The organism is Phyllobacterium brassicacearum (genome assembly GCF_003010955.1).
GTDB lineage: Bacteria > Pseudomonadota > Alphaproteobacteria > Rhizobiales > Rhizobiaceae > Phyllobacterium > Phyllobacterium brassicacearum.
In genome coordinates this window covers 119,548-141,976 of record NZ_PGGO01000008.1, presented here as the reverse complement: position 1 = coordinate 141,976, position 22,429 = coordinate 119,548, and the positions used below count along the sequence as shown (strand labels likewise).

General features: G+C 58.5%; 23 protein-coding genes. 1 reads left to right on the top strand and 22 read right to left on the bottom strand.

The window, feature by feature from the left end; all coding sequences use genetic code 11:
- Positions 1-7 precede the first annotated feature (7 nt).
- The 6 genes from CU102_RS12790 to CU102_RS12765 all read right to left on the bottom strand — a co-directional run bounded on the left by CU102_RS12790 (position 8) and on the right by CU102_RS12765 (position 9,970).
- Entirely contained in the window at positions 8-502 is a 495-nt protein-coding gene (locus CU102_RS12790) for a thermonuclease family protein (protein WP_425351541.1), read from the bottom strand.
- Positions 503-594: 92 nt separating this feature from the next.
- Positions 595-1,023, bottom strand: a complete 429-nt coding sequence (locus CU102_RS12785) for a phage tail fiber protein (protein WP_106711482.1) — start codon at positions 1,021-1,023, stop codon at positions 595-597.
- A gap of 13 nt (positions 1,024-1,036) precedes the next feature.
- The gene (locus CU102_RS12780; protein ID WP_106711481.1) at positions 1,037-5,410 is read right to left on the bottom strand and encodes a LamG-like jellyroll fold domain-containing protein; all 4,374 of its coding nucleotides are present in this window, start codon (positions 5,408-5,410) and stop codon (positions 1,037-1,039) included.
- Positions 5,410-6,324, bottom strand: a complete 915-nt coding sequence (locus CU102_RS12775) for a DUF2163 domain-containing protein (RefSeq protein ID WP_166648500.1) — start codon at positions 6,322-6,324, stop codon at positions 5,410-5,412. The genes CU102_RS12780 and CU102_RS12775 overlap by 1 nt, the downstream gene beginning before the upstream one ends.
- Positions 6,321-6,953 (bottom strand): DUF2460 domain-containing protein, encoded by a 633-nt coding sequence (locus CU102_RS12770; RefSeq protein WP_106711479.1) that lies wholly within the window; start codon positions 6,951-6,953, stop codon positions 6,321-6,323. Before CU102_RS12770 ends, CU102_RS12775 begins: the two co-directional genes overlap by 4 nt.
- Positions 6,953-9,970 (bottom strand): phage tail length tape measure family protein, encoded by a 3,018-nt coding sequence (locus tag CU102_RS12765; RefSeq protein ID WP_106711478.1) that lies wholly within the window; start codon positions 9,968-9,970, stop codon positions 6,953-6,955. The genes CU102_RS12770 and CU102_RS12765 overlap by 1 nt, the downstream gene beginning before the upstream one ends.
- Positions 9,971-9,993: 23 nt before the next feature.
- Here CU102_RS12765 and CU102_RS12760 point away from each other — a divergent pair, with 23 nt between their 5' ends.
- Positions 9,994-10,272 carry a hypothetical protein gene (locus CU102_RS12760; RefSeq protein ID WP_106711477.1) on the top strand — a complete coding sequence of 93 codons (279 nt, stop codon included), beginning with the start codon at positions 9,994-9,996 and terminating at the stop codon, positions 10,270-10,272.
- Positions 10,273-10,440: 168 nt separating this feature from the next.
- Here the strand turns inward: CU102_RS12760 and CU102_RS31135 are convergent, their stop codons facing one another.
- The 16 genes from CU102_RS31135 to CU102_RS12670 all read right to left on the bottom strand — a co-directional run bounded on the left by CU102_RS31135 (position 10,441) and on the right by CU102_RS12670 (position 22,038).
- Positions 10,441-10,635, bottom strand: a complete 195-nt coding sequence (locus CU102_RS31135; protein WP_425351546.1) for a phage tail assembly chaperone — start codon at positions 10,633-10,635, stop codon at positions 10,441-10,443.
- A gap of 2 nt (positions 10,636-10,637) precedes the next feature.
- A complete protein-coding gene (locus CU102_RS12750) occupies positions 10,638-11,054 on the bottom strand; it encodes a hypothetical protein (protein ID WP_106711476.1) in 417 nt (138 codons plus the stop codon).
- A 14-nt stretch (positions 11,055-11,068) separates the two neighbouring features.
- Entirely contained in the window at positions 11,069-11,560 is a 492-nt protein-coding gene (locus tag CU102_RS12745) for a hypothetical protein (protein ID WP_106711475.1), read from the bottom strand.
- Positions 11,561-11,614: 54 nt separating this feature from the next.
- Complete coding sequence (locus CU102_RS12740) at positions 11,615-12,037, bottom strand: DUF4128 domain-containing protein (protein WP_166648499.1); 423 nt, start codon at positions 12,035-12,037, stop codon at positions 11,615-11,617.
- Positions 12,034-12,519 carry a hypothetical protein gene (locus CU102_RS12735; protein WP_106711473.1) on the bottom strand — a complete coding sequence of 162 codons (486 nt, stop codon included), beginning with the start codon at positions 12,517-12,519 and terminating at the stop codon, positions 12,034-12,036. The genes CU102_RS12740 and CU102_RS12735 overlap by 4 nt, the downstream gene beginning before the upstream one ends.
- The gene (locus CU102_RS12730; protein ID WP_106711472.1) at positions 12,519-13,559 is read right to left on the bottom strand and encodes a phage minor head protein; all 1,041 of its coding nucleotides are present in this window, start codon (positions 13,557-13,559) and stop codon (positions 12,519-12,521) included. Before CU102_RS12730 ends, CU102_RS12735 begins: the two co-directional genes overlap by 1 nt.
- Before the next feature lie 3 nt (positions 13,560-13,562).
- On the bottom strand, positions 13,563-13,937 hold the full coding sequence (locus CU102_RS12725; RefSeq protein ID WP_106711471.1) for a hypothetical protein: 375 nt from the start codon (positions 13,935-13,937) through the stop codon (positions 13,563-13,565).
- A 340-nt stretch (positions 13,938-14,277) separates the two neighbouring features.
- Complete coding sequence (locus CU102_RS12715) at positions 14,278-14,772, bottom strand: DnaT-like ssDNA-binding protein (protein ID WP_106711577.1); 495 nt, start codon at positions 14,770-14,772, stop codon at positions 14,278-14,280.
- Between the two features lie 53 nt (positions 14,773-14,825).
- Positions 14,826-15,203 (bottom strand): hypothetical protein, encoded by a 378-nt coding sequence (locus tag CU102_RS12710; RefSeq protein WP_106711470.1) that lies wholly within the window; start codon positions 15,201-15,203, stop codon positions 14,826-14,828.
- 10 nt (positions 15,204-15,213) lie between these two features.
- Positions 15,214-16,152 carry a DUF2184 domain-containing protein gene (locus CU102_RS12705; RefSeq protein ID WP_106711469.1) on the bottom strand — a complete coding sequence of 313 codons (939 nt, stop codon included), beginning with the start codon at positions 16,150-16,152 and terminating at the stop codon, positions 15,214-15,216.
- Between the two features lie 11 nt (positions 16,153-16,163).
- Positions 16,164-16,628, bottom strand: coding sequence for a structural cement protein Gp24 (locus CU102_RS12700; RefSeq protein WP_106711468.1), 465 nt, complete (start codon positions 16,626-16,628; stop codon positions 16,164-16,166).
- A complete protein-coding gene (locus CU102_RS12695; protein WP_106711467.1) occupies positions 16,628-17,767 on the bottom strand; it encodes a DUF2213 domain-containing protein in 1,140 nt (379 codons plus the stop codon). Before CU102_RS12695 ends, CU102_RS12700 begins: the two co-directional genes overlap by 1 nt.
- Before the next feature lie 412 nt (positions 17,768-18,179).
- Positions 18,180-19,544, bottom strand: a complete 1,365-nt coding sequence (locus CU102_RS12690) for a DUF1073 domain-containing protein (RefSeq protein ID WP_106711466.1) — start codon at positions 19,542-19,544, stop codon at positions 18,180-18,182.
- 7 nt (positions 19,545-19,551) lie between these two features.
- Positions 19,552-20,934: a PBSX family phage terminase large subunit gene (locus CU102_RS12685; protein WP_245425317.1), complete on the bottom strand. Its 1,383-nt coding sequence runs from the start codon at positions 20,932-20,934 to the stop codon at positions 19,552-19,554.
- Positions 20,894-21,355: a DUF2280 domain-containing protein gene (locus CU102_RS12680; protein ID WP_106711465.1), complete on the bottom strand. Its 462-nt coding sequence runs from the start codon at positions 21,353-21,355 to the stop codon at positions 20,894-20,896. The genes CU102_RS12685 and CU102_RS12680 overlap by 41 nt, the downstream gene beginning before the upstream one ends.
- Positions 21,356-21,753: 398 nt before the next feature.
- Positions 21,754-22,038 (bottom strand): hypothetical protein, encoded by a 285-nt coding sequence (locus CU102_RS12670; protein WP_106711463.1) that lies wholly within the window; start codon positions 22,036-22,038, stop codon positions 21,754-21,756.
- Positions 22,039-22,429: the final 391 nt, after the last annotated feature.

The following is a 22,429-nucleotide window of genomic DNA, read 5'->3' as shown; positions in this document are numbered from 1 at the left end:
GGTGGCCCTATGAGCACCACGACTGTTTGGAGCCCAGCCAGCGGTGGGCAAGCCCTTCGTCAACGAGTTGCGAACCGAGCGATCGGCCGCCGCGATACACTTCGCGAAGCTTGCGGCCATACTTGTCGGCGTCCCTGATGCCAGCTTGCAATCCAAATGGACCCTCGTTGAGCAAGGATTGCAGACGGTATTTTGCCTGCTCCCCGAGCTCTCGTTCCCAAGCGCATTTGGGCTCGCTGATTTCCGGAGTGTCAATATCAGAGATCCGGTACTTCACGCCGTCAAGCCAGAAGGTATCGCCATCGACGACGCAGGTGACACGAGCAGTGACACCACATAGCGGGAACGAAGCGGAAATGGTGTCAGTCGGCGGTACTGTTGCCCAACCGTAAACCCCTCCCAGCACGATGCCTGCAACGGGTAAAACAAACACCCAGACATTCAAGGCCCTTCTAGGCTTTGCCTGTCGTTTTGCTGGCTTGAACTTCGTAACTGTCCCCACAGCCCCTCCATGGCGAGAGTAAACCAGAAAAACAACTTTGCGTCGAGATCTCAGGAGCGCGGGAAGGCGATCGCCGAACCGCACGCCTGGCTTCAGTCTTCCGTGATGGTCGAGGCCGTAGTCAGACGCGGCGTCACGCCGTTGGAGACGGCGATGTTCGGCGTCACGGGGCCGGAATAGAGGAGTTTGCCGGCACCGGACGGGGCGCTGCCGACCGCCCAATGGGTGATCGTTTCCGAGCCGCCGGTAGCCGCCGGAAACTCGATGGCGGCGACCGGAGAGACGGAGTTCGCAGTGACTGTCCAGCCGCCTGTCGTGCGCGCCACGGCGACACGGGCATAGGAGGTGTACGTCGCCTCGCTGGTGGTCTGGTCGCCAGCCTCACCGGGGTCCGCTGTGTGCAAAGACACATAGAGATTGGTCAGCGGGGATGTAGCATCATTCTCCGCGATATCGGCGATAGCCGTTCCGTTGAAGATTAGCTTGAGCAAATCATTTTCGAATGCGTTCGATTTTGACATGGGTATCTCCTGGTTATGATCTGGGGAATGCAGCGGTCGGCGGCGTGAAGCCGGAATCGGAAGCGTAACGGGCGACGCCCTTGGTGATGCGGATTTCGTCAAGCCAACCGTTCATATCGACACTGCCGCTTGAATTCTGAGCACCAATCCCCAGTTGATCGGTGATATTCGGGATGGCCGAATTCGCGGGCGTCGCGCTCGCCCGCATCACGCCGTCGATGTAGAGGCGGATTTTGCCGGTGGAGTCATGATCGACGGCGACGTGGTACCAGACGCCGGTCGTCATCGCCGTGCCGGTGGTCGTGAGTGTGCCAGAATTGGCCCCTGCAAAAGCCAATTGGCCGATGGTGCCTGCGCCGGTCAAGATCCACGCCGCCGAACCCTGCCCCATGATGCCGCGGTTGTTGGTGTCGAGGACATTCCATCTGACCCAGCATTCCACGGTCCACGGATCGGAATTCGCCGCGCCGAGCTGCCAATCCAGTGAGTCCGGCGAAGTCATCCGGTCGCCTCCCCCGTCGAGCAGCAACGACGAGGCACCGAACTTGAATTGCGCCGTATCCAGTTGCGCGTTGCCGACGAATGTGAGCGCATGTGCCGCGCTGCTCTCATCCGAAGACGTCGTCGCACCGTCAACGCCGTTGAAGCCGCAGAGCAGTACCACGCTGGAGAAGAATGGATCACTATCAACGACAGCATTGGCCGTAATTGTCCCCGCTGCGGAGCCCGCGGCATCCGCTATGGATGCACCTACACCCGATGCCGCTCCGGTTCCTGTCGCGCTTGCGGCAGACTCTGCTGTGGATGCACCGACTGCGGAAACAGTGCTGCTTCCTGCGGCAGACCCAACCGCCGAGCCCGGAAGTTCGTAAACAGCATCGGCTGTCGACGTACCCGCTGCGGAACCGACAGATTCAGTAACGCTCGCCCCGACAGCAGCAGCGGCCGCAATTCCGGCAGATGCGCCAACGGCGGCAAAGGTGCTCGCGCCTATGGCCGACGCTGTGCCCACGACCGACGCCGACCCGGTGCCCGAAGCCGCCGCGAAACTAACGGTCTGTTCGGCAACATATCCACGCCCGACGAGAGCACTGATCTGGTAGACCCGGAACGTGAGCGTCCCTGGCATCGAGCCGAAGTCAGTTGTAATATCGGCAGCCAGATACGTCTTGCTGTTGGTTGTTGCCGTCAGCGTCCGCTTGACGGTCGCGCCGTCCATGATCTCGATTTCAAAAGCCAGCGTAGCCTCGCCGAGAGCGCTGTTGTCAGATCCGGGCAGGATGGATCCGCCGTACAGGCGCGAACGCCAGTCCCATGCCAGATCGATATCCGAGCCATCAACCACCGCGCTCAAGTGCAGCGGCGGGAATGGCATTTCCGCACGACCGGCCAGGATCTGCGATTCCGTCGGTACCGAGCCGATCGGATAGGCGTCGCTCGCGGCCTTGTAGAAGATATCATCCCCGAGTTTTGTAATCTCGCCGCTAAACCTGACGTGATGGCCGGACTGCAAGAGAACGAAATAGTCACCCGCTGCCAGAGAATCCAGAAACGGCTGGTAGAACGGCGACGACCAGACAATGTCCGATATCGTGGCGATCTTGTCGGTGACGGAGACGGTCTGGAAGTAGATGATAACCCACCGGCCTGCCCTGCCAACAAGCGCCTTGTTGCCGCCAGCCAGCATTGCGGCCTCGGTGATCGTTGCCAGATCGGCCGTATCGCCTGACAAGATAGCCGTCTCGAGCACCGTCGTTGCGTCGATGGCTTCGATGGAGGCGTCAGGTGACCCCGTTACGGACTGCACGACCCCAACCACGGGCGTTACGCCATAGCGGGAGGTCACCACCCCATAGGTGTTGCCATCGTATGAGCGGTACAGCGTGGCGCCCTGAAACGTGCCGTAGCCATAGCCGGACATCATCGCATATTGGCGAACAGCCGAACCGCCCAGATCGTCGCCTAGCGAGAGCAGCGGCGCGTCGAGATAGAGGAAGCGCGTCAGATAGGACAGGTCCGCAAGGTCAGGCAGATTGATGTCGATCCCGGTGAACGTTGCGTCGATCGCCTGCACATATTGCGTGACGGTCATGTCCTGCGAAAACGCCTCGCCGGAGAGGTTGGCCTCGTTGACCTGGCCGACGATGGTGAACCCCTCGAAATCGAACTGCACGATATCGGCGGGCTCGAGATAGAACTTTTCCGGCGCCACGGTGAAGCTGTAGACGTCGAGCCCGAAATTCGAGCGGTAGACTTTGGTGGTGATCGCCTGCATCGCCTGGCCGGCGGACATGACGAAGTTGGTCGAGACGTCCTCGATGCGGTCGGATCGCGTGATCGAATAGATACCGACCGGCCGGCGGTATTCCTGATCGGTGCGCTCGAAGCTGGCATTCTTGTCGATATAGTTGATGCGCGCCCCGACCAGCGACTGCTCGTCCGACTGCATCACCTTCTGGATGTTGAGATCCGACTGCTCGATGATCGCATCGGCGTCGATCGTGTCATCGATCGCAAAGGAACCATCGCGTTTGGCCTTGACATATTTGCGCATGCCGTCGGAGGGGACGATCTTCACATCGAAGATGTTGTTGGCATCTTGCTCGGCATTGTCCAGCGTGGTGTCGGAGGAATAGACGACGCCATAGCACTCGCCGCCGGTAAAGCCGTCGAACTCCAGATCGGCGGCCGAGAACTTGCCGCGGTATTCGGCAAGCTTCGTATAGATGTTCTGCAGATCGGTCACCGGGACCGTGGACATCGGCAGGGTATAGCGCGTGATGCCCGGATCGGTGGACGCTTGCCAGGTGACGAAATAGCCTCGCGTCTGGTCGTAATAGTCGTAACCAGAGGCCGCCCCATAGCTGGCGCCTGTAATGACGGTTGAGATCGATCCGTTCGAGAGGTTGATCAGGTAGACGTTATCGTCACCGTAGTCGCGGGCAGCGGCAAAGCCATGGCGCGTCTTGAACTGAAGCAGTCCGCCCGTCTGATAGATCAGATAGTTGATCCGCAGGTCTGCATAGCCGGTCGCCGCCACCGAATAGACCTGCACCCCGTCCGCGTTGATCTTCTTCAGCGTTCCAGCTGCTTCATAGACGACGATTGCAGCGTCGGAGGTGTCATAGGCGACGCCGCGGGCATTGGTGCCGGAAAACACGGTTGCGGCCGAGACCCGCCCCGCCTCGGACAGCACAGCCTTCCAGATGACATTGTCCTCACCGCCGCCCGTATCGTCGACAGCGAAGAAGATGACGGCCTGTCCGCCGGAGACGGGACCGAGCGCCAGCGACGCCGTTTCGCCGGAACCGGCTGCCGCAACAGGATTGGAAAACTGGTGACAGACATTGGTGAGCGTGCCGGCGGTGATATCGGCAACCGTCACCATCATCCGGGCATTGCCGTTGCTGATGGTCCCGAGCGCATCGGAATAGACGAGGTATTTGGTCGCCACGCCGCTGGCGATCAGTTGCGCCGCCATCGGATAGGGCTCGAAGGTGGAGCCCGACTCTGACAGGTTGGCGAGGATTTCCTCGATAACGCCCGTCACGGTGTTGATCAGCGCCAGCTTGTACAGCCCGAAATGGACTTGTTGCAGCGCTGCGACGATGTAATCCGAGCCGTCCAGTGATACCCAATAACCGGTATTATAGACCGTCGAGCCCGTCAGCTTGGCGCGGCAGACCTCCATATTGGTCAGGATGTCGAAGGTCAGGATATAGGTCTCTTCCGGCGAAATGCGGAAATCGACCTGGTAGTAATGCCCTCTGATCTTGTCGACGGCGTTTTCCTGCCCCCCGCCACCATCGAAGGTTGCCCCGAAGGTGATGGTCGCCTCGGCCGACGACAGTGCGCTTGCGGTTGCCCCGGTCGACAGTTCCGCCTGAAACGATGGAAGCTGATTACCGTAGGGCGCAATATCGAAGCCTTCGAACACCGCATAGGCGAGCTTCGGCCAATAGGTCGGGTTGTCCAGGCTGGTGCTCAGCAGCGGGTCGAGCGCAGCCTGATCCCCGCCATAGAAGCGGAGGGTTCCGGGGAACGCCTGTGCCGGTGTCTCGGTGCGATAGATATACTTGTCGTCGGCCTTGAGGTTGATGAGCTCGACGGGACCGCCCAGCGTCGTTTCCGCGAAGGCAATCACCAGATTGACCCTGACCGCCGTGTCGCTCTGCGCGATGCCGCCGAGGAGATCGGGATGGACGACCAGTTGCCCCTGTGCGGGAAATGTGCCGATGCCCTGCGGGATCCTGTTGCCGAGCGGCGACGGCAGGCCGATTGTGACGGACGAAGTCGCGGTGGTGGTGTTCGTGACAGCCGGTTCAACGGACGTGGCGATGCCATCGAAGGGGCCGTATTGCTGAACGCCGCTCCAACCTCCAGCCATCAAGCCCACCCGCCATTACTATCGTCGTCGCTCGACACACTTGTCTCTTGCGGTACGACGGTTGTCACATTGAACGTCAGATCGCCGGTTGGCAGATCATCGAAGGCAAAGCGCCGTGCGGTGTTGGCGAAGCGGCCGCACCCACCCGCGCCGACCGACTTGTCGCAGCCGGCATGGATCAGAGCGGTATCAGATGCCGCGACAGGGGCCCGTAGCGGCTCCCAGAGGATCACCGTGCCCGATGACTGTATCCAGCGCCGGACGGCATAGGAAAAGCCCTCGTTCTCGCCGAAGGTGAACCTGATCGCCCCGTTGGCAAAGAAGTCATCGACCGCCGCGCCACGCGCCCCGGTGATGGTGAAGGTGAAGGCGTCGGTGTAGCTTGCGACCGAGACACTGTCCTGCCAGGAACCGGCGACATTTACGCCACAGCCGCTATCACCCAGATCCCATTGGCATCCGGGCTTGAAGACCTTGAGCATCAGTTCGCGCTGCGCCCGTTCCGCCGCCCGAACGTCGAGGGTCGCCTTGCGGCTGTCCAGAGCGGTGACCGCGCCGACATACCACTGAAAGCCGATCTCGACATTTTCCAGCGACGAATGGTCGATGACATAAAGCCGGATGCGGGCCTGATCGAGCTTGCGCCTGACTGCGGCATCAAACAGCACCGGGGTTGCGTCATCGATCGGCAGATTGATTTCCACCGAGGGCGGATCGCGGCCGTCCGTCACGCGGATATTGCCGATCTCGAAGCCGGGATTGCCGAGATAGATCTGGCCGTCGACCGTGACGTCCTTGCCGAAATTGTTCAGATAGGTGTTGGCCCCGTCAATGGTGGTGATGCGGCACAGCCAGCCGAGCGTCGTGACAGACGAGGCAGCCGCGTTCTTGAGCGCCGCCGACGCCGTTCTCATTCCAGCACCTCTTGGGCGTCGAAGTTTTGCCATGTGCCGAGATACGGCGATTGCGCAGTCATCTGCAGGCCGGCGAAGTCGTTGCGGAAACGGACGGGAAAGTAATATTCGGTCGGAGCGTCGGGGCTGCCGATCGTCACCACCTGGCCAGCGGTCAGCGGCGCCGACAGCGTCACCAGCCCGTTGACGTGGCTTGCGCCACTGTCGAGCACGCCATTGACAAAGACCCTGAGCGTGCCCGAGGCGATGTACTTGATCGTGCGGATGTAGGGATTGCCGCCGACATCGTAGCGCTTGACGATCTGGGCCGTGGTTTCGCCGCCGGCCGCGACAAGCGCCGTCCCGCCGATCAGGGCCGCTTCATCCATCAACTGGTAATTCCACCAGTCTTTGAGCAGCCATGAATAGAGCGGGCCGAACCGCCCCATGTAGAAATCCAGCAGCTCGCGGATCAGGTCGGCTTTGATCTCGGCACCGGAGAAGTCGAAACGCCAGCGAGGCTTCGCGCGCCTGGCATTGCGTCGTTCATACCCCCCTGAAACCGTCGTGATCGAAGTCAGGAATTCCGGGCCGGAGGTAAAGCCGACCGCGATCTTGTCGGAGAGGATGGCGTTGGGATGATCGACCATTAGTTGCTCCTCACGGCCTGCTGAACGGCACGGCGGAACTGGTCAATCACGGCCTGCTGCGAACGCTTGTCGGTCGTGTCGCCGCCGATGATCTGGACGGTGAGACTGATTGGCCGTTCCGCATTCTGCGACTGCTGACCGCCCCTGCTGTCCGACACCTTCTTGTCGTCGACGATGATCACCCGCTCGCTGTTCTTCTTGAAGAACTCGACGCGCTGGTCCTCGCCTGGCATGATCTGGCCGCCAGTGGCAAAGGCGGGCTTGTGCAGGTCTTTGATGCCGGTGGCGGGGCCATGGACACTGGGGTTGATGCTGTAGGTGTCATAACCGATGGCACCGGTTCCATTGTAACTGCCGTATCCCATGAAGTTGTAGGCCGAGGTATAGTCCACCGCCGAATTGTACGCGCTGCTGTCGGTGTTGCCGCCCCATCCGCCGCCATAGCCTGACGACGAGGAACCGCTGCTGGTGCTGGAGGACACCGAGGATGCCGCGGATGCCGCCGAGGCAGCCACCGACGTCTTGATCGCCTGCAATGCGGCAATCATCGTGTCGAAGTCGCCATCGACCGTCTCGAAGTAATTGGTGTGGATCTTCACCTCGTTGAGGATGTTGTAGAGGTGATCCTCCATCAGCGACAGCGTGTCGCGGCCGCCGGAAAGGATTGACGCGGTGGAATTGGTGTTGGCGACCATGCCGGAGCCGCCCATGGTGACGAGCTCGGGGCCATTCTCGCCGACGAGATAGGTTTCGCCGCCCGTGACTGGTCCGCCCGCCGCACGGGCACCGCCAACCGTGTAGCCCGCAGCCATGATGTCCGATGGCGACCATATGATATTGCCGGTGTTCGAAGGTCTGTAGGAGCCGTTGCCGCCATAGACGTTATGGGTCTTGCCGCCGATCGTGTACTGCTGCACCGTCATATCAGCGGGATTGCCGCCGAGAACATTGACGTTCTTGGTGCCGCCATCCGCAGACGGGACGGTGTACTGCTGAATGCCGATCGAGACGAGCTTGTCCGGGATGTTGAGAATGGAGTTCGACAGCGACTTGACGTTGGATAGCAGATCCAGAACGCGGATGTTACCGTTGATCAGCGCGTTGATGAAGAGGTCGATGGACTTACTATCGCCGCCGATCCGCTTCAGGCTCGCCCGCACCAGTTCCAGGCTTTCATGCGCCGTCTTTGCTGTGATCTGACCGCCCTCGAGGGCTGCAAACACCTTCTGGATGGAAGTGGCCGCGGCATCGATCGCGTCGGCGGCGGACTGGTCGGCAAACCCCAACCCGAAGACGTCCGATACCGGCGTTTTGGCAGCTTCGGCCAACGTTTGTTGGATGCCGCTCAACTCGGTCTTCATCGAGCGTAACTGGTTGGCCTGCTGCTCAAACGCGATCAGGGACCGCGTACGGCTATCCGCCAACTCCTGATTGACGTTGATGATGGAGTTCGTCGCAGTCAGCGCCGACTCAGTGACCGTACCGATAGCCTTTCCGAGCGACGAGGCGCCCTGTATGGACGTCGAGAAGTCCATGTTGGCGAGTTCGGACAGGCTGGCGCGGCTCTGATCGATCGGTTCCCGATTCAGATCAAGCGGGCGCTGCGTCGGCACCGGCGGGTTGATCGGAATCATGTCGTTCACGCTGATCGTCCGGCCGCCATCAGTGAAGGTCGAACCCGCTACAATGTCCTGAACATTCGTGCCCCCGGCTTGAGCAGCAATCCATTCTGAGCGCGCTTTCTGAGCCGCCTCAATGCTCCGGTAGATGGAGTCAGTGATCTCGTCAAAGGCATCCTTGAAACGAAGTACTTCCGGGACGCCATACTGAGAGACGGCGTTGCTCAATTCACCCTGAACGCGGTTCAGGTCCTCCATTGACGCGGTGCCGGCGTCCAGCCGCTCGCGCAGATCGCTCCAAGCGGTACGCAGATCCCGGATCACGACCGCATTGTTCGGGTCGCCGTTCAGAGCACGAAAAGCTTCCGTGGCCTGCCTCTTGAGGCCGCCCAGTTTATCGGACAGTCCATCCAACTCGCGGCCTGCGAGAATTTCGCCTGCTTCCCGGCCTTGCGTGAACTGGTTGGCACGATCGAGCTCATCGACATAGGCTTTCAGTTGCGGAGTCGCATCGCCCCAGAGAGAGGCCGCCTCTCGGATGATGTCGTTCTGCTCTTCGAAGAGCTTGCTGGTCTTTTCAGTCCCGCTCTCTGCCGTCGAGAAATACTGGATGAGGGCGGCGGTCCCGGCGACGAGGCCGATCGTGACCAGTGATATCGGGCTGATGATAGAGGTGAAGGCCCCGAGAAGAGCTGCGCCAGCGCCCCTTCCACTGGCCTTCATCTGCTCGAAGACCGCGGACAACTGCGTACCCTGCTGCAACGCGATCTGCAGCGGCGATGAGCCCATGGCGGACGTAACCGCGATATCCTGAAACTGCGCCGCGATGTTCGCGGTCTCATAGCTGTTGTTGCCAGTGCGACCAATGCCAGCGCGACCAACGCCAGTAACCGAAGGCGTTGCCGCAATCACGGCATTGCGGCTTCTCAGCGCCTGAACGCTGGCAAGCGCTGCCTGCCTCTCGCGCGCCATGGCCGCCGTCATCTCGCTCGAAGAGATTGCCCCGAGCCGGTGCGCATCTCGGATCTCCGCCAGTTGGGACCGGTAGCTGTTCACGGCTGCGTAGAGCGGGTTGAACTTGGCCCTGAGGCCATCCAGCTTCCGGCCGTATTCTTCGATGTCCCGGCCGCGATCGGCGCCGGCAAATGTGTCGCGGACATTCAATGCCCGGTTGATGCGAGCACCCGTGCTTTCCGCCTGCTCCGCCGCCCGTTGGATGCTCTTCGCAAATTCGGTCGCACCAGCACCAACGTCGGAAAGCGCCTTCTTGCCGGACTGCCCCATCTTGACGACAGCGCTTTCCGTTCTGGTCGCGGATACCGCGAGCTGATCGAGATCGACAGCCGCCCGTTGCGCCGGGCCGGAATCGATCTTAAAACCAAGCGTTGCTTCGGACATTGGGGCTTTCCAGAGGAGTGGGTATGGACGGATGGCTGAAAGGGTTGATCGCCGTCGCCTGCGTCGTGGTGATCGCAGGCGGCGGGTACTACACTTGGTCGGAATACTCTGCGAAGAAAGAGCGTACTCTGATCAATGAGCGGCGGGCGGCATCTGCAAGATGCCAATCGCGAATGGAAGCAATTATGGACGGCAATCTAAGTGCCGACGATCAGATCGTTATCAGCAATTGCATCGTTCAAGGGCATATCACCGAGGCTGACCTGAACAGGGTTTCACAAGCGCGCCGTCCGGGCGGATGAGAGATGCGGCACAGCTCGCCTCTAACTCGCCCCGCCGCTAAACAGTGCATCGAACAGAGCCGTTGACATCGGCCGGGACGATACCTGTTCGCCTTCTAACGCCTGCTCGATTCTGGTATGCAGCAGGTTCAACCGGGCGGTGTCCATCGCCGCGATGGCGTCCAATTCTCATTGATCCAGCGTCAACCGGCGCAGGCGTGCCCATGCGTCAATTTCCGAATGCCCGATGGGGTTGGGACCATTGCCGTTGCCGCATCTGGCCCGGTCCAGTTGCCTGAACCAGACCCAGAGGTGACGCGCGGCAATGGGGATCGTGGGTTGACGCCTGGCATGCTGATCCTTGAGAGCCTGACAGAGCTCCAGGATCAGCCTTTGGTAAAAGCCGCACGCTTGCCGGCCTTCCGCTCAACCTGTTCGCGGATGAACCGGAACCGGGAAAAGAGCTTGCGGGCGTTTTCTTCGGTGCAGGTGAGATCGGCGCCGTCGAGCGTGATCGATCCCCACGAAATCACCACCTTGCTGAGGATCAGCAGGCCGCGGCGATCGAGTTCGGCCGCTGTGGTCGGGCCGGCGTCTTCGCGATCAAGGTACTCGTCGGTGATCGCATCGACAGCCTTGCGGTAACGCTCGCTGTCCGGGCCGGCAACGCGGATGGAGAAGCCGAGCGGCGTCTTGCCATCCACGCCCTTGATATCGACCTCGATGCCTTGTTCCTGCGCCTGCACGACGGTATCGAGCGATGCGAGGTCAAACGGGGCAGTGCCCGCTTCATTCTTTGCCATGTTTTGATACTCCCTTACGTTGCCGATGCAGCAACGGGCACGATGTTCGAGTTGATTTCAAAGGTCGAGTTCAGGCTCTGCACCGTATTTGCGGCGCCACCAGCTTCCTGAGCGCTGGTTACGAGAGTCAGGAACAAGCGCTGCGAATTCTTCGGCGCTGCGCCAACGGCGGGCTTGTCGTTGAGCTCAACCTTGATCGGGTAGTTGAGGTTGGTCTTTTCAGCTGCGATCAACGCGATCTGACCGAGGTCGGCGGCGTCGACGGCGAAGACGTTCTGCATCTGGCCAGCATTGCGCGTGCCCTTCTGCTTGATGTCGCGGGCCTCGCTGATGACCTGCGTCGTGATAAGCGCAGCGGCATCGCCGAACGTACCCATCTGGGTCCACTTTCCGATTTCCTGCCACACAACCGAGGTGAAATCGGCGGCATCGACATCGCCGTTAGGAAGGTCCATTGCGGGGCCGATGTAGATTTTGCATCCGGCGACCGGGTATAAAGTGGCCATATCGGCCTCCTATGCTCTGAATGTCCTTGCCGAAGGGACGGGAACGGCACTGCCTCAGATGTAGGCAATCCAGTTGATTGAGACTGGAATCTGAATGCGATCGGTATCCTGCATGGCCGGTGCGATGCTCGGCCGCTTGTCGATCCGGACAAAACCGCCGGTAATGGCCAATTTGGTGCCCTCACCGAAATGGTTGGCGATAGCGCCGGCAACATCATTCGGCTTGACCGCGCCCTTCCCGGCCGGAAAAACGACCGTCACCTGCAGGATGCCTTGATGAAGGTTCGGTTCGCCGTTGCCGATGAACAGGCGTTCCGTGCCGTTCGGGATGAAATAGACCCGAAGATATGGACCTGCCGGCGGCGTGAAAGCGATGTCCGGATAAGCCACCGGCAATGCAGGTGACAGCACCAATGCCGCCATATGCGCCAGCAGGGCCTCAGGGATGCGCCCTTCAATCGTTGTGGCTGCCATCATCCATTCCTTGCTGCTGATCGAGCCTTGGCCATCTCCGTGGCCTTCTCGACAATCTGGGGCCATCGCTGCGCCGCAGTGCGTACGAAAGCATAGGGCGGCTGATGGTACGACCGCCCGAGGCTGTCCGTTCCTTCAAATCCGTATTCGAGGCGGAGCGAATAGGCCATGCCGTAGGACGCCACGATCGTGTCGCCGATTTCAGCCCCGGCAATGATCGCGTCGACCGCACCCATATTGAATGACCTGTCCGTCGTATCCTTGGCCTTCTTGATCGCTTTCTGCGGTGGCGTGTTGATGCCGACCTGCAGCGATGCGAGGTGTGTTCCAAGGTCGATACGGTTCAAGCCGCCCTGCTTGTTGGTCAATTGCATCTCAGCAATGACCATGCTCGCCGAGGTCCGAAACACCGCGATCATGCGCTTTTCGGTGTCTCTCACCCACTCCTCGACCTGAGAGGCGAAAGAGACGTTGGAGACGGCCATCAGTCGATATCCGCGAGAAAGTCGGTCTTGATGCTCATACGGCACCGGCAATTGACGATTTCCGATGCCGGAGCGCTCGGATCGCCTGGATATTGCAGCAACGGGCCGCGAGGAGACTGAAACGGTGTCCTGAAACCAACGGTCTGCCCTTCCATCCCCTGATGACTATCGCGCACCCGGCCATCTCGGGCGGTATGCCAGACCCGCTGCACAACTGTTTCCGATATTGCCCCGCTGTCGATCAGCTGCTGATAGGCTTCCATCTGGCTTGCGTTGAGCGCGCCCATCGTTTCGGTCCGGGCAATGGTTTCGCCGCGAAGGAGTAGCAGCCGGTTCGCATATTGCTGTGTCGTCATCCGGTCGATGGTTGCAACAGGGATGGGCTTGCCAGTCTTGATGGCCTTTCGCACCGTTGCATCGAAGCGCTTGTCCCGCCGGTTTCTGGTCAGGTAGCGCTTCAGCTGCTCCGGATCGTTCGACATAAGCTCGCTACGCGCCGTCGCCACATATCTGGTCTGTGCCGCTGTCAGGCCAACGATTCCGCCCTCGCGGGCTCCTGTGGCGCGGTTGACCCGCCCTGCGATGTCGAGCGCCACGGCGCGCGGACCTCTGCCAGCCTCAAGCCCCTCGGTCAGGAATGTCCGGATACCATTGCGCTGATCGGCGATGATATCATTGACCAGGCCGGCGCTATGCTCTCTCAACCATGCCTCGGCGCGATAGTTCCGCATATCGAAGCGCACAACGAGCTTTGCCCCGCTCGGATCGCGAAGCGTCGGCATGTCTGTGACGGCAGCCACGCCGCCGCCTTCGAATGCCTGGGCAATGGCGCGATCGAGCGGACGGAAAGCTGACTGATCGAGATACAGCGCTTCAATGGCACCGGCGATATCGTTGCGCTCCAGCCGTTCGACAATCCGCTTGATCTGGATGTTCGACTTGATGTCGCGGATACTCTCGAGGAAGGCGTTCCGAAGCAGCGGTTCATAATCAGCAATGAGCTGTTCGAACTTCTCGCGCGCGCTAAGGCGTTTCAGCATGCGTTACGCCCTCGCTTGAACTTCAAAATAGACATTAACCCCGGCCGGATTGAGCGGCATGACACGAATGATGGTGTGCGAGATGTCGCCGATCGTCAGTCGATCAGTGGTTTCGGGAACAATCGTCAGGCCCTTTGAGGCGATGTAGACCTTCTTGTCGCTGGCCTTGATCAGCGTGCCGTCGATGTCCTTGTTGTCGAAGTTGAGGACGGCCAACGTGCATGGATATGCCGTCGGAACTGGCTCACCCGGATCCCATTCAGGACCGGAACCTGGAACGTCGCGAACGATCGAGCCAGCCTGACCAAAATTGTCAATGAGACGCAGCGCACTTGCTTGAGCGCGAGGATAATTGAACGATTGACCCTGCCCACCCATTGAACGATCCTGACTGCAAACGGAGATCCATTATGATCACTAGTTCTCAATGTCGTGCGGCCCGAGCTCTGGTTGAATACAGTATAGCTCGGCTCGCAATTTCTTCCGGCGTAAGCCAAGAAATCATTGAGATGTTCGAGCGTAGGCTCGAGAACGCAGCGCACGAGGACATCGACGCTCTACAGTCTGCCTTGGAAAAGGCCGGAGCCGTTTTCATTCCAGACAGTGACAGCGGCGGGATTGGAGTTCGCTTAAAGTTCAATCGGTCAGATACTAAACGTATCGCAACGCTGGAAAGCGAAGGCGGTATCGTGGCACACGACGACGTTCCTTAAAAGGATCAGACTGCCAATATGCCGGGAATACACATGCGCATGAACTGCCAGAGCAAGCCCTCGATCACCGTCACAACCGGCGTAGCAGCTGCCACAACATCGGCGGAAGAGCTACTGCTCGACACAGCAAATTCCACTTCCAGTTCGCCGACCTTCTCGCGCTTGGCGATGGAGTTTGTGGTCACGACAGGTGAAAGGCTTCCTGGCGTAACAAGCTCGAGGAATGCAGCCTCATAGGAAGCGTTCACAATTGGCGCCGGAATGGCGTCTGATGGGATTTTCTCGCTGTAATAGGTCACAGCGCCAGTGCGCGGCCATGCGCGAGCCTGATCATATCCGCTCGTACGAGCGCCGGAAAACTTTGGTTCATAGCGATCGATGACGAGAGAGCCGCGTAACATGGCGGCTGCGATCTGCGCATCGGCGGCGCCTTCAGGAAAGACATAACCATGATCCGTCGCATACTGAACGAACGCCTCTTTGGTACCGTAAGCGGCCATGGTCTTCTCCGATCGAATGGGGATGCCCGGCAGTTTCCCGCCGGGCCAGTTGGTCAAGGATGAGTTGCGAGCTCTTCAAGGGCAGCAATGATTTCATCCTTCTTGGCGGGCGACTTTTCGCCAAGGAGCTTGGTAGCAGCAGCTTTGAATGACATGAATGGAACGTCAGTCGCGTTTGCCATGGCAAGCACTTCAAGCGCAGTCTTCGCCTCGTCACCGTCGCCAGCGGATGGAGCCTGCTTCTTCTCTGCCCTCGCGCCTGAGACGATCAGATGATCAGCATCGAGCCAAGACTTAACGACGGGATGGTCTTTGACACCATCCCAATCCTTCTGCTCGACTTCGAGCGTGCCGCCGTTGCCAGCGATGACCGGTCCGCCCGGGATGCCGAAGCCTCCAAGACGGTTGTTTGTGATTGTGATCTTGGACATGTCTTTCTCCTCAGATCCCGTCAAGGTACCGAACGGCACCAGGACGGCGGATCTCGACGCTGCCAAGCCGGAAAATGCCCGGCACCTCGAACTTCAGGAGCCGCTGCTCGGCCTGAAGCCAGCGGAGTGGCATAGGAATGTGGATCTTCACGACATCCGGGGAACGACGGTATGCCGCCAATCGATGTGTGCTACCGGCGCCGGCTGTTTCCAGTCCGAAGACAGCGCGGATTGTGAGAGGCAATCCAGTACGTTGCGTGTAGATATTCGCACGTTGAATGTGCTCAAGCACCGTCGTTGTCATGGTCGCATCAAGACGTTTCGTTGCTATGAGAGCATAACGATCCTGATCCAGGAGGACTGTATTCGCCTGCTCAATGCCGTTGGAGGCAGTAAAGATGACACTCAGAACGCTGTTGACGTCGGCGAGGATCTCGTCGGCCGTCTTCGTGGTCCAGGTGGCTGTGCCGGAGGCACCATTTGCGGCAGCCAACGCAGTAACGTTGGTAGCGTTGAGCAACCCGGTCATACCGAGTTTCGGGCGCCCCATGAAAGCAACATTGTCGACAAACAGTTCGTACTTGCGACGGGCCGCGTCAGCTCGATCACTCTCCAGCCGAATGCCATACGCCTGTGCATGCGCAAGCTCCTGGAGGTTGTAGCGATAACCGATACCAGCCATGAATACCCGGCTATTGCCGCTGTCTAGCTTGAAATCTACGAATGGAATGTCATCGCCGTCCGCGGCCACTTCACGGGCCTGGCCAACGTCATCACCCATCGAAAAGAAATCGATAGCGGTAGTCCAATCCGGAGCCGAGTTATCGACCGGCACCAGTTCGCGGTATTGAAAGTCCGGATACTCGCGGGCGTAAATACCAGGCTCGATGTAATTCTGCGCGGTGCGCAGGAAGTTTAGCGCCAGCGCGGGCGCGTCAGTGGTGAACATGCTCGTTCTCCTTACTTGGTGGCGCCAAGGCGGAGACGTGCGAGCTGGTTGGTACCAGCTGTGACGCTTGCCCATTCGGCATTTTCGATGAGTTGGTTGGCGGCAGAGTTTGACACGTTGGTAAACCCGCCCGGCGGGGTCATGTAGACCGGATCGCCCTGGGCAACGGCGACAAGAGCGGTAACCCAGATAGAGCCGTTCTTCATGACGCTGATCTGATCGTAAGGCTTGTAGACCTCGCCATTGGCATAGGGCAGCGTGCGATCGACAACAGCTACGCCGGCAAACTTGCCGATCGCTGTTGGCAGTTTCACCGTGTCTTCGACAGTGTCAAAGAGGACGCCAATGCCAAAGGGGATGTTGCCTGAGGTTCCACTCACGACCATCGAAATGATGTGATGCGGCTCCGTGCTCGCAATCATGCCAGGATAGCCGGCTGGGGTATCACGCGAATAGGATACGGTTGGAAAAGCCATTATGCGGTCTCCTTCTTGCCCTGCCATGCGGCGGCATCGCGAGCGAGCATTGCTGCATAAGCGTCATTGGAATTGGTGACGCCGTCGGAGGTCTGGATGCCGTTCTGCACAACGGTGCGGAATGGATCAGCGACCTTCCTTGCGTCTTCGGCGAGGATGTCGAAGCGAGCGTCGATATAGGCTTCAGCCTTATCCTTCACGGCTTCGTCGCCGAGCTTCGCAACAACGGCAGCCTTGCGGATTGCCGCATCGGTCAGACTCTCCGTCTTCACATCCTTGGCGATTGATTTGGCAACGGTGATGAGATCGGCGCGCGCCTGAACGCGTTTGTCGAGGTCGGCATCGGAAAGCACCTTAGCTTTCGTCGCATCGATCTCTGCGTCCTTCTTGGCAATTTCAGCGTCCTTGGCTGCAAGGGCAACCTGGTGTGCCCTCTCTGCGTCCGCAAGCCTGGTGTTGGCATCAGCAAGCCGCGACTGCAGCGTGCCGATCACCGTGGCACCCTGATCGGTTACTTCAACCGGGATGCCATCGACGGTAACCGTCTTCAGGGTCATGATCTTTTCCTTTTCTGGTCTTTGATCATTGGTGATCGGGGCAACGCCCCATGCGCTCGCATCACCGATGCGAACCTGTTTTCCGGCTCGGCCGTGCTGCACGATGGCAACATGGTTGAGACGGATATTCTTCTGGATGGCGTCGTAGGCCTCGCCGGTCGGCGTAGTGCCGGGGGTGAAATCGAGGTCGCAGGTGTAACCGGCGCTCAATTCCTGCTTTCCGCCTTCAATGGCGAGGATGGTCTTCTCATCGCTGACCATGAGCGGGACGCGGATGAAGATGCCCTCGCCCGTTACCTCATCGCCGGTCTGACCGACCGCATATTCTTTCCAGTTCCTGGACGTGACATGCTCGTCAGGATGGTCGTTCGTGACGGGACGATGTGTAGCGCTCTTGAGAGTATCCTCGCTGAACACTTCAGATCCGGGGCGATAAACCTGCACCTGTGCCATGTCAGGCTTGCCGACTTCCCAGCCCAGATAGGTCTGGATGCCAGTGCGCGCGATCCGGGCGTCAGCGACGAGATAGCCGTCGTCGCGCCGGCGCGTTCCCGCAACCGTGACTGTATCAGTGAATTGCATGGTGTTATCCTCAACTCGCGATGGCGGTTCAGCAATTCGCCGCCAACCAACGGAGAAAGTGATGTCAGCTTTAGTGAATCAGGTCAGGTTGCTGCGAAGTGAGGTATCCTCACGAGGCGGCACTTTGGCTCATCGCAAGCAGGTCAGATATCTCGAGCGGCGATCATTCCAGGGCTCGTTTCGCAATTTCACACTCGTATTTGCGCGCGAGTTGGGCATTCTTGGCCTTATTACCTCGCTTTCGCGACTTCACCCGAAACAAAAGTGACGAACAACTTTCGAGACCGATTTTGGCGTGTTCCCGCAACGGGATTGGCAAAGGTGGCAATGGTCAACTGCGCGCAATTTTGGGAGATCTTGAGGGCGTTTCTCCATTGATTTTTTTCCCTAAACTCAAATCGCCGCGCTGACTCTACATCCCTGGAGTGCGAGACGGTGTCGTCGCAGCGATGAGATCGGCTTCCGTTGGGTCTTGTTCAGAGAGCTTGCCATACTCATCAATGAAGCCATCTAACCCGGGCAGGCTACCGTCTTCGGTGAAGGTGTTCACAAGGGCATCGGACAAGGCCTCGCGGGTAATGATCTCCTGTCCGGAATTGGAACCAACAAGCGCTCGGGCAGCATCTGCCTTGGTTTTGAAGATGTCGGCCTTATCCTTCTCGGACATTTGCTCGAGTGGCGCCCATTCGCAATAGATTGCTTCGTCTCGCGTGCCGGTGGCAGAGCGGATAAGGCACTCATCCAGGCGGCTCATTGCAGGCATCAGTTCAAGCTCCTGAATGGACTGGATGCGATCATGGTAATTCTTCATGTCGCTTGTCCCGGTCGCGTTCATTCCAGCGGGAGATTGTCCCAATAGACGCGTGACGGGAATATCAGCAGCGCCTGATACGATCTGCATGAATGCCATGAGAATGTCAGTCAAACCAGCAAGTTGCGCGCTTTTGCTCTCATATTCCTCTTCGGCATCGAGCAGCAGTGTGCCGTTGATACCCTTGATGGTGTTCGCAAGGGTGTAGCGGCTGAGAATGGCATCCTCGTAAGCCTTGTTGCCGATATTCTCGGTGAACCCAGGTATCTTGATGATGTCGATCTTGGCTTCGAAGATCAGACTGGCGATATTGCCCGCTGTGCTGTCAGCGTTTTTGATAGCGTCCAGTGTGGCAGTCAGGATGCTTTCACCCCAGCCTTGTGTCATGCCGCTGATATCGTCATCGGGTGACATCGCTCCGTTGAAAAGCACCAGGCGCGAGGGATGGATGATGATCTGCTTTCCGTTCAACCCGGTGAGATAATAATTCTCTGGCCGGTTGAACCATTCCGATTCCGGATCACGATCGATGGTGCCGGCCCTCAACTGGCGGCGTGTCAAAACAGTGAGATGCTTGATGCCGGTCTTGCCGATCCGCTCAACATCGAGCGACTGTGAAGGATCGCTGTCGCCCGTACCGATATAAACAGCAGCGCCACCGAACAGCCTGCCCTTCTTCGATGCTTCAAGCACCTTGCCTTTCACATTCAGGCGCTTCTCTTCCTTCTCGATGAGCTCGATGACTTTGTCGTCGGCCTGCCAGCCGCGCCACTTGCGACAGCTATCGAGGGCAGGAATATCGATGATCTTCCGCGGCAGCCACGATCCCCGATAGGCCGCCACGATCTGTTCATCGGTCAGGATGGGCTGCGTATAGAAAACCGTCGCGGCCTTGTCCCGCTCCGTTCCCAGCCGGGAAACAAAGCTCACGAGGCTGTCACGAGCCATTGCGATGACGTTTCCCATGATAGTCCTAACTGATATGCGCGAGCGTGAACGTGTGCGAAGTACGAGGTGCAAAGGCAATTACGAAAGCGTCGGCAAGATTGGGAGACGGGATGTCCCGCTTGTCCAGGTCCTTCTTACTCTCGACCTTTGATTTGCCGCTGTTGTCGTAGTCCTTGCGCGGCGTCGAGAGCTCGTCGATCAGCTGGTCGAGGTGATCGCACTCACTGGAAATGGCGATCAGTTCGTCGGCTTCGAATTGCTCGCCCTTTTCCACCGCGTTGAAGGTGTTCCGAAACCGGCGCGAGACTTCCCACCACGATTGCGCTTTGATGTTGGCGTAGAAATCCTTGTTCAGCGGTGACTTCGGATCCTTTGGGTCGATACGACGATCCGGATTGAGCACTCCGCCCCCGGCATTGAACCGGAAATACGGAATCTTGATCTTGTGTTCGAGATTGAGCGCCTGAAAGTGGGCGCCGGCAAAGGCCCCTACTCCGATACTGTCATAGTCGATTGATGCACCAAGCTGCCGTGCGATGGCATGTACCCTGCCCGCAGATTTCAGCAGCTCATCCTCTCTTGCCTTCCACTCATCAACGTGCGTTGCAAGGAAGCCATGAGAAGCGACAGTGGCGCACTTGTCATTACCGCTATCCGCAACGTCGAACCCGACACGCTTGACGCCTGTGGGCTCGATCTTGAGCTTCTTGTGCGCATCAACTGCTGCAAGGATCCACGACCGCTTGATGATGACCGCTTCATCATCGGTGAGGGGCTCACCCAGGTAGATGTGTCTGAACTCTTCCTCATCCTCCTGCCGCTTCGCCTCGATGACCTTGAGGATAGTGGCAGAGAGAAACGGGTTGTCGACGTAGTTGATCTGTTTCTTGATCGTGTCCGGCGGGGTGTTCGAGATGAACCGGCGATAGACGAAATCCGTGATCAAGCGCGGATTGAAGATGATCCAGAACTGCGAGCCTTCCTTGCGCAGCGTTGGCTCAAGGATGTTCCACTGCTCTTCAGTGAGATTGTGCGCTTCCTCAATCCAGCAAATGTCGATGCCTTCGAGCGACTTGATTTCATCGATATGGCGCCAGAGGCCATAGAACATGAACTCCGAGCCGGTCCGCTTATGCTTGATCGAATTCTCGGTGATGATGAATTCGTTCGTCAGACCGAAGCGTCCGATCTGGATTTTCAGCAGGGTATAAACGGATTCGGCGATCCTGTTCTGAAACTGGCGGGCGCAAAGGACGCGGATCCTGCACTGTGTCGCCAGAAAGATGGCGAACCCGGCTGCATCCCATGACTTCGAACTCGATCGGCCACCGTAGAGAACCCGGTTGCGTGCCGGTGCCAGCCAAAAGTCACGAAGCGCCGGGTTTAATGTTGCCGTAGAAGTCTGCAAGGGTACGCACCTCTACAGGGCCACCGTCAGCGCCAACAAGAGCGCGCCGGTTTGTGAAACTATCCCCGACTTCTTTTGCCGCCTGTTCCATCAGCGATGCTGCCAGAACCATATTGCCCTGTGTTTCTGCCTTCTCCGCCATGCGCTGCAAAGCACGAAGCCGAACAGCGCGATGTGAGATAGCTATCGTCGCGGTATCCTCGAGGAATGCCTTCCGGGTAGCCTCGAACAGTTCGCGGAAGCGTTTGGAAAGCCTTTTGCCCGCTACCTTGTTGGGATCGTAGGTCTCCACCGCCTGGGCGCTGATATCGATACCGAAGTCTGCCTTGATGGATTTAACGACAACTGAAGGTGGATCGAAGCATGCCAGGCACTGAACAACGCGGGTTTTCACATCGTCGGAATACTTTGGATTGGCCATTGATTTCTCAAGGCTCCGTCAAGGCTGATCTTGCCTTTCGCCATGGAAATGCAAGGCTCCGGCCCGAAACAAAAGGATGATTCGAATGGTAGGTTACGTGGTTTGGTTGGCCGCGACATGGTTTTCGATCTTAGCAGCGGCGTTTGCGGCATTCTATTGGGCCAAGTCGTCTGCTGTGAAGACGCCACATCAGAGTGAAGGACCCATAGATATGGGTTCCACCGCTACTGCCCTGCGAACTCAAAGCAAATGGAGCGCACGCGGCGCTGTGGCAGCGGCCATTGCAGCCTTTTTGCAAGGTCTTGCGACGTTCATAGATATCGCAGGTTGGAATGCGCTCTAGGTTGGTACGAGCTGCTTCTCGCAACCGTAGGCGCTTTTGGCGCGCGCTTTGGGTGTTATTGCTTATAGCCCTTTGCCTGCATGCATGCATTAACAAGATTGGCCTCTTCCTTGCTCCTGGCAGAACTGTTAGTGGCTAAGGCGGCGGTTGAACCGGCGGCCTGATACTTGCATTGCACCAAATCCTTGTCCGCAGGTGTGACAGGATCTTCGCTTTGGACCCACTTCTTCTCGGAAGAAGCGCATGCCGCGAGGACCATTATTGGAATGACAAATAGTAAAATCCGGCCCTTGGAGAGATTTTCGGAAGTATCGGATGAATCTTTAACCGCGTTGGACATGGTGAGAATCCCCTATTTAACTACCCTAATGACCAAAGTCAGGCATAAATCTGTTCCGAATGCTCCAATGAAAGCAAGGCTATACCAAGGTGGCAAACTACATTGCTTTTGGGGCCCGGCACAACCCCGATTGTGACATTTAACGGGCGAAGCGCGATAGCATGAAGGGATGGCAGCGGTAGGCTTCGGCTACCTTTCGCTTCCGTCAATGCAGGGTGCCCAGAACGCTTGGCTTGCAAACCTCGTAAACCATTTCAAATGGATGGGTCCGCTGTTGTTGATAATCGCTATTATTCTGGCCATCGCCGCACCGGCTTGATTAGCTAATCTTTGAATTGTCATAGCTGTTGCACCCGCCTGCGGTATGCGGGACAATGGTATGATGGGTTTG

Coding starts and splice junctions, on each gene's coding strand:
- CU102_RS12690 (WP_106711466.1), bottom strand. CDS start 19,544: ATGGGAAACGTCATCGCAATGGCTCGTGACAGCCTCGTGAGCTTTGTT.
- CU102_RS12705 (WP_106711469.1), bottom strand. CDS start 16,152: ATGTTCACCACTGACGCGCCCGCGCTGGCGCTAAACTTCCTGCGCACC.
- CU102_RS12770 (WP_106711479.1), bottom strand. CDS start 6,953: ATGGTCGATCATCCCAACGCCATCCTCTCCGACAAGATCGCGGTCGGC.
- CU102_RS12695 (WP_106711467.1), bottom strand. CDS start 17,767: ATGCAATTCACTGATACAGTCACGGTTGCGGGAACGCGCCGGCGCGAC.
- CU102_RS12760 (WP_106711477.1), top strand. CDS start 9,994: ATGGACGGATGGCTGAAAGGGTTGATCGCCGTCGCCTGCGTCGTGGTG.
- CU102_RS12745 (WP_106711475.1), bottom strand. CDS start 11,560: ATGGCCACTTTATACCCGGTCGCCGGATGCAAAATCTACATCGGCCCC.
- CU102_RS12735 (WP_106711473.1), bottom strand. CDS start 12,519: ATGGCCGTCTCCAACGTCTCTTTCGCCTCTCAGGTCGAGGAGTGGGTG.
- CU102_RS12740 (WP_166648499.1), bottom strand. CDS start 12,037: ATGATGGCAGCCACAACGATTGAAGGGCGCATCCCTGAGGCCCTGCTG.
- CU102_RS12775 (WP_166648500.1), bottom strand. CDS start 6,324: ATGAGAACGGCGTCGGCGGCGCTCAAGAACGCGGCTGCCTCGTCTGTC.
- CU102_RS12725 (WP_106711471.1), bottom strand. CDS start 13,937: ATGGGTGGGCAGGGTCAATCGTTCAATTATCCTCGCGCTCAAGCAAGT.
- CU102_RS12700 (WP_106711468.1), bottom strand. CDS start 16,628: ATGGCTTTTCCAACCGTATCCTATTCGCGTGATACCCCAGCCGGCTAT.
- CU102_RS12765 (WP_106711478.1), bottom strand. CDS start 9,970: ATGTCCGAAGCAACGCTTGGTTTTAAGATCGATTCCGGCCCGGCGCAA.
- CU102_RS12730 (WP_106711472.1), bottom strand. CDS start 13,559: ATGCTGAAACGCCTTAGCGCGCGCGAGAAGTTCGAACAGCTCATTGCT.
- CU102_RS12670 (WP_106711463.1), bottom strand. CDS start 22,038: ATGTCCAACGCGGTTAAAGATTCATCCGATACTTCCGAAAATCTCTCC.
- CU102_RS12710 (WP_106711470.1), bottom strand. CDS start 15,203: ATGTCCAAGATCACAATCACAAACAACCGTCTTGGAGGCTTCGGCATC.
- CU102_RS12785 (WP_106711482.1), bottom strand. CDS start 1,023: ATGTCAAAATCGAACGCATTCGAAAATGATTTGCTCAAGCTAATCTTC.
- CU102_RS12715 (WP_106711577.1), bottom strand. CDS start 14,772: ATGGCCGCTTACGGTACCAAAGAGGCGTTCGTTCAGTATGCGACGGAT.
- CU102_RS12780 (WP_106711481.1), bottom strand. CDS start 5,410: ATGGCTGGAGGTTGGAGCGGCGTTCAGCAATACGGCCCCTTCGATGGC.
- CU102_RS12680 (WP_106711465.1), bottom strand. CDS start 21,355: ATGGCCAATCCAAAGTATTCCGACGATGTGAAAACCCGCGTTGTTCAG.
- CU102_RS12750 (WP_106711476.1), bottom strand. CDS start 11,054: ATGGCAAAGAATGAAGCGGGCACTGCCCCGTTTGACCTCGCATCGCTC.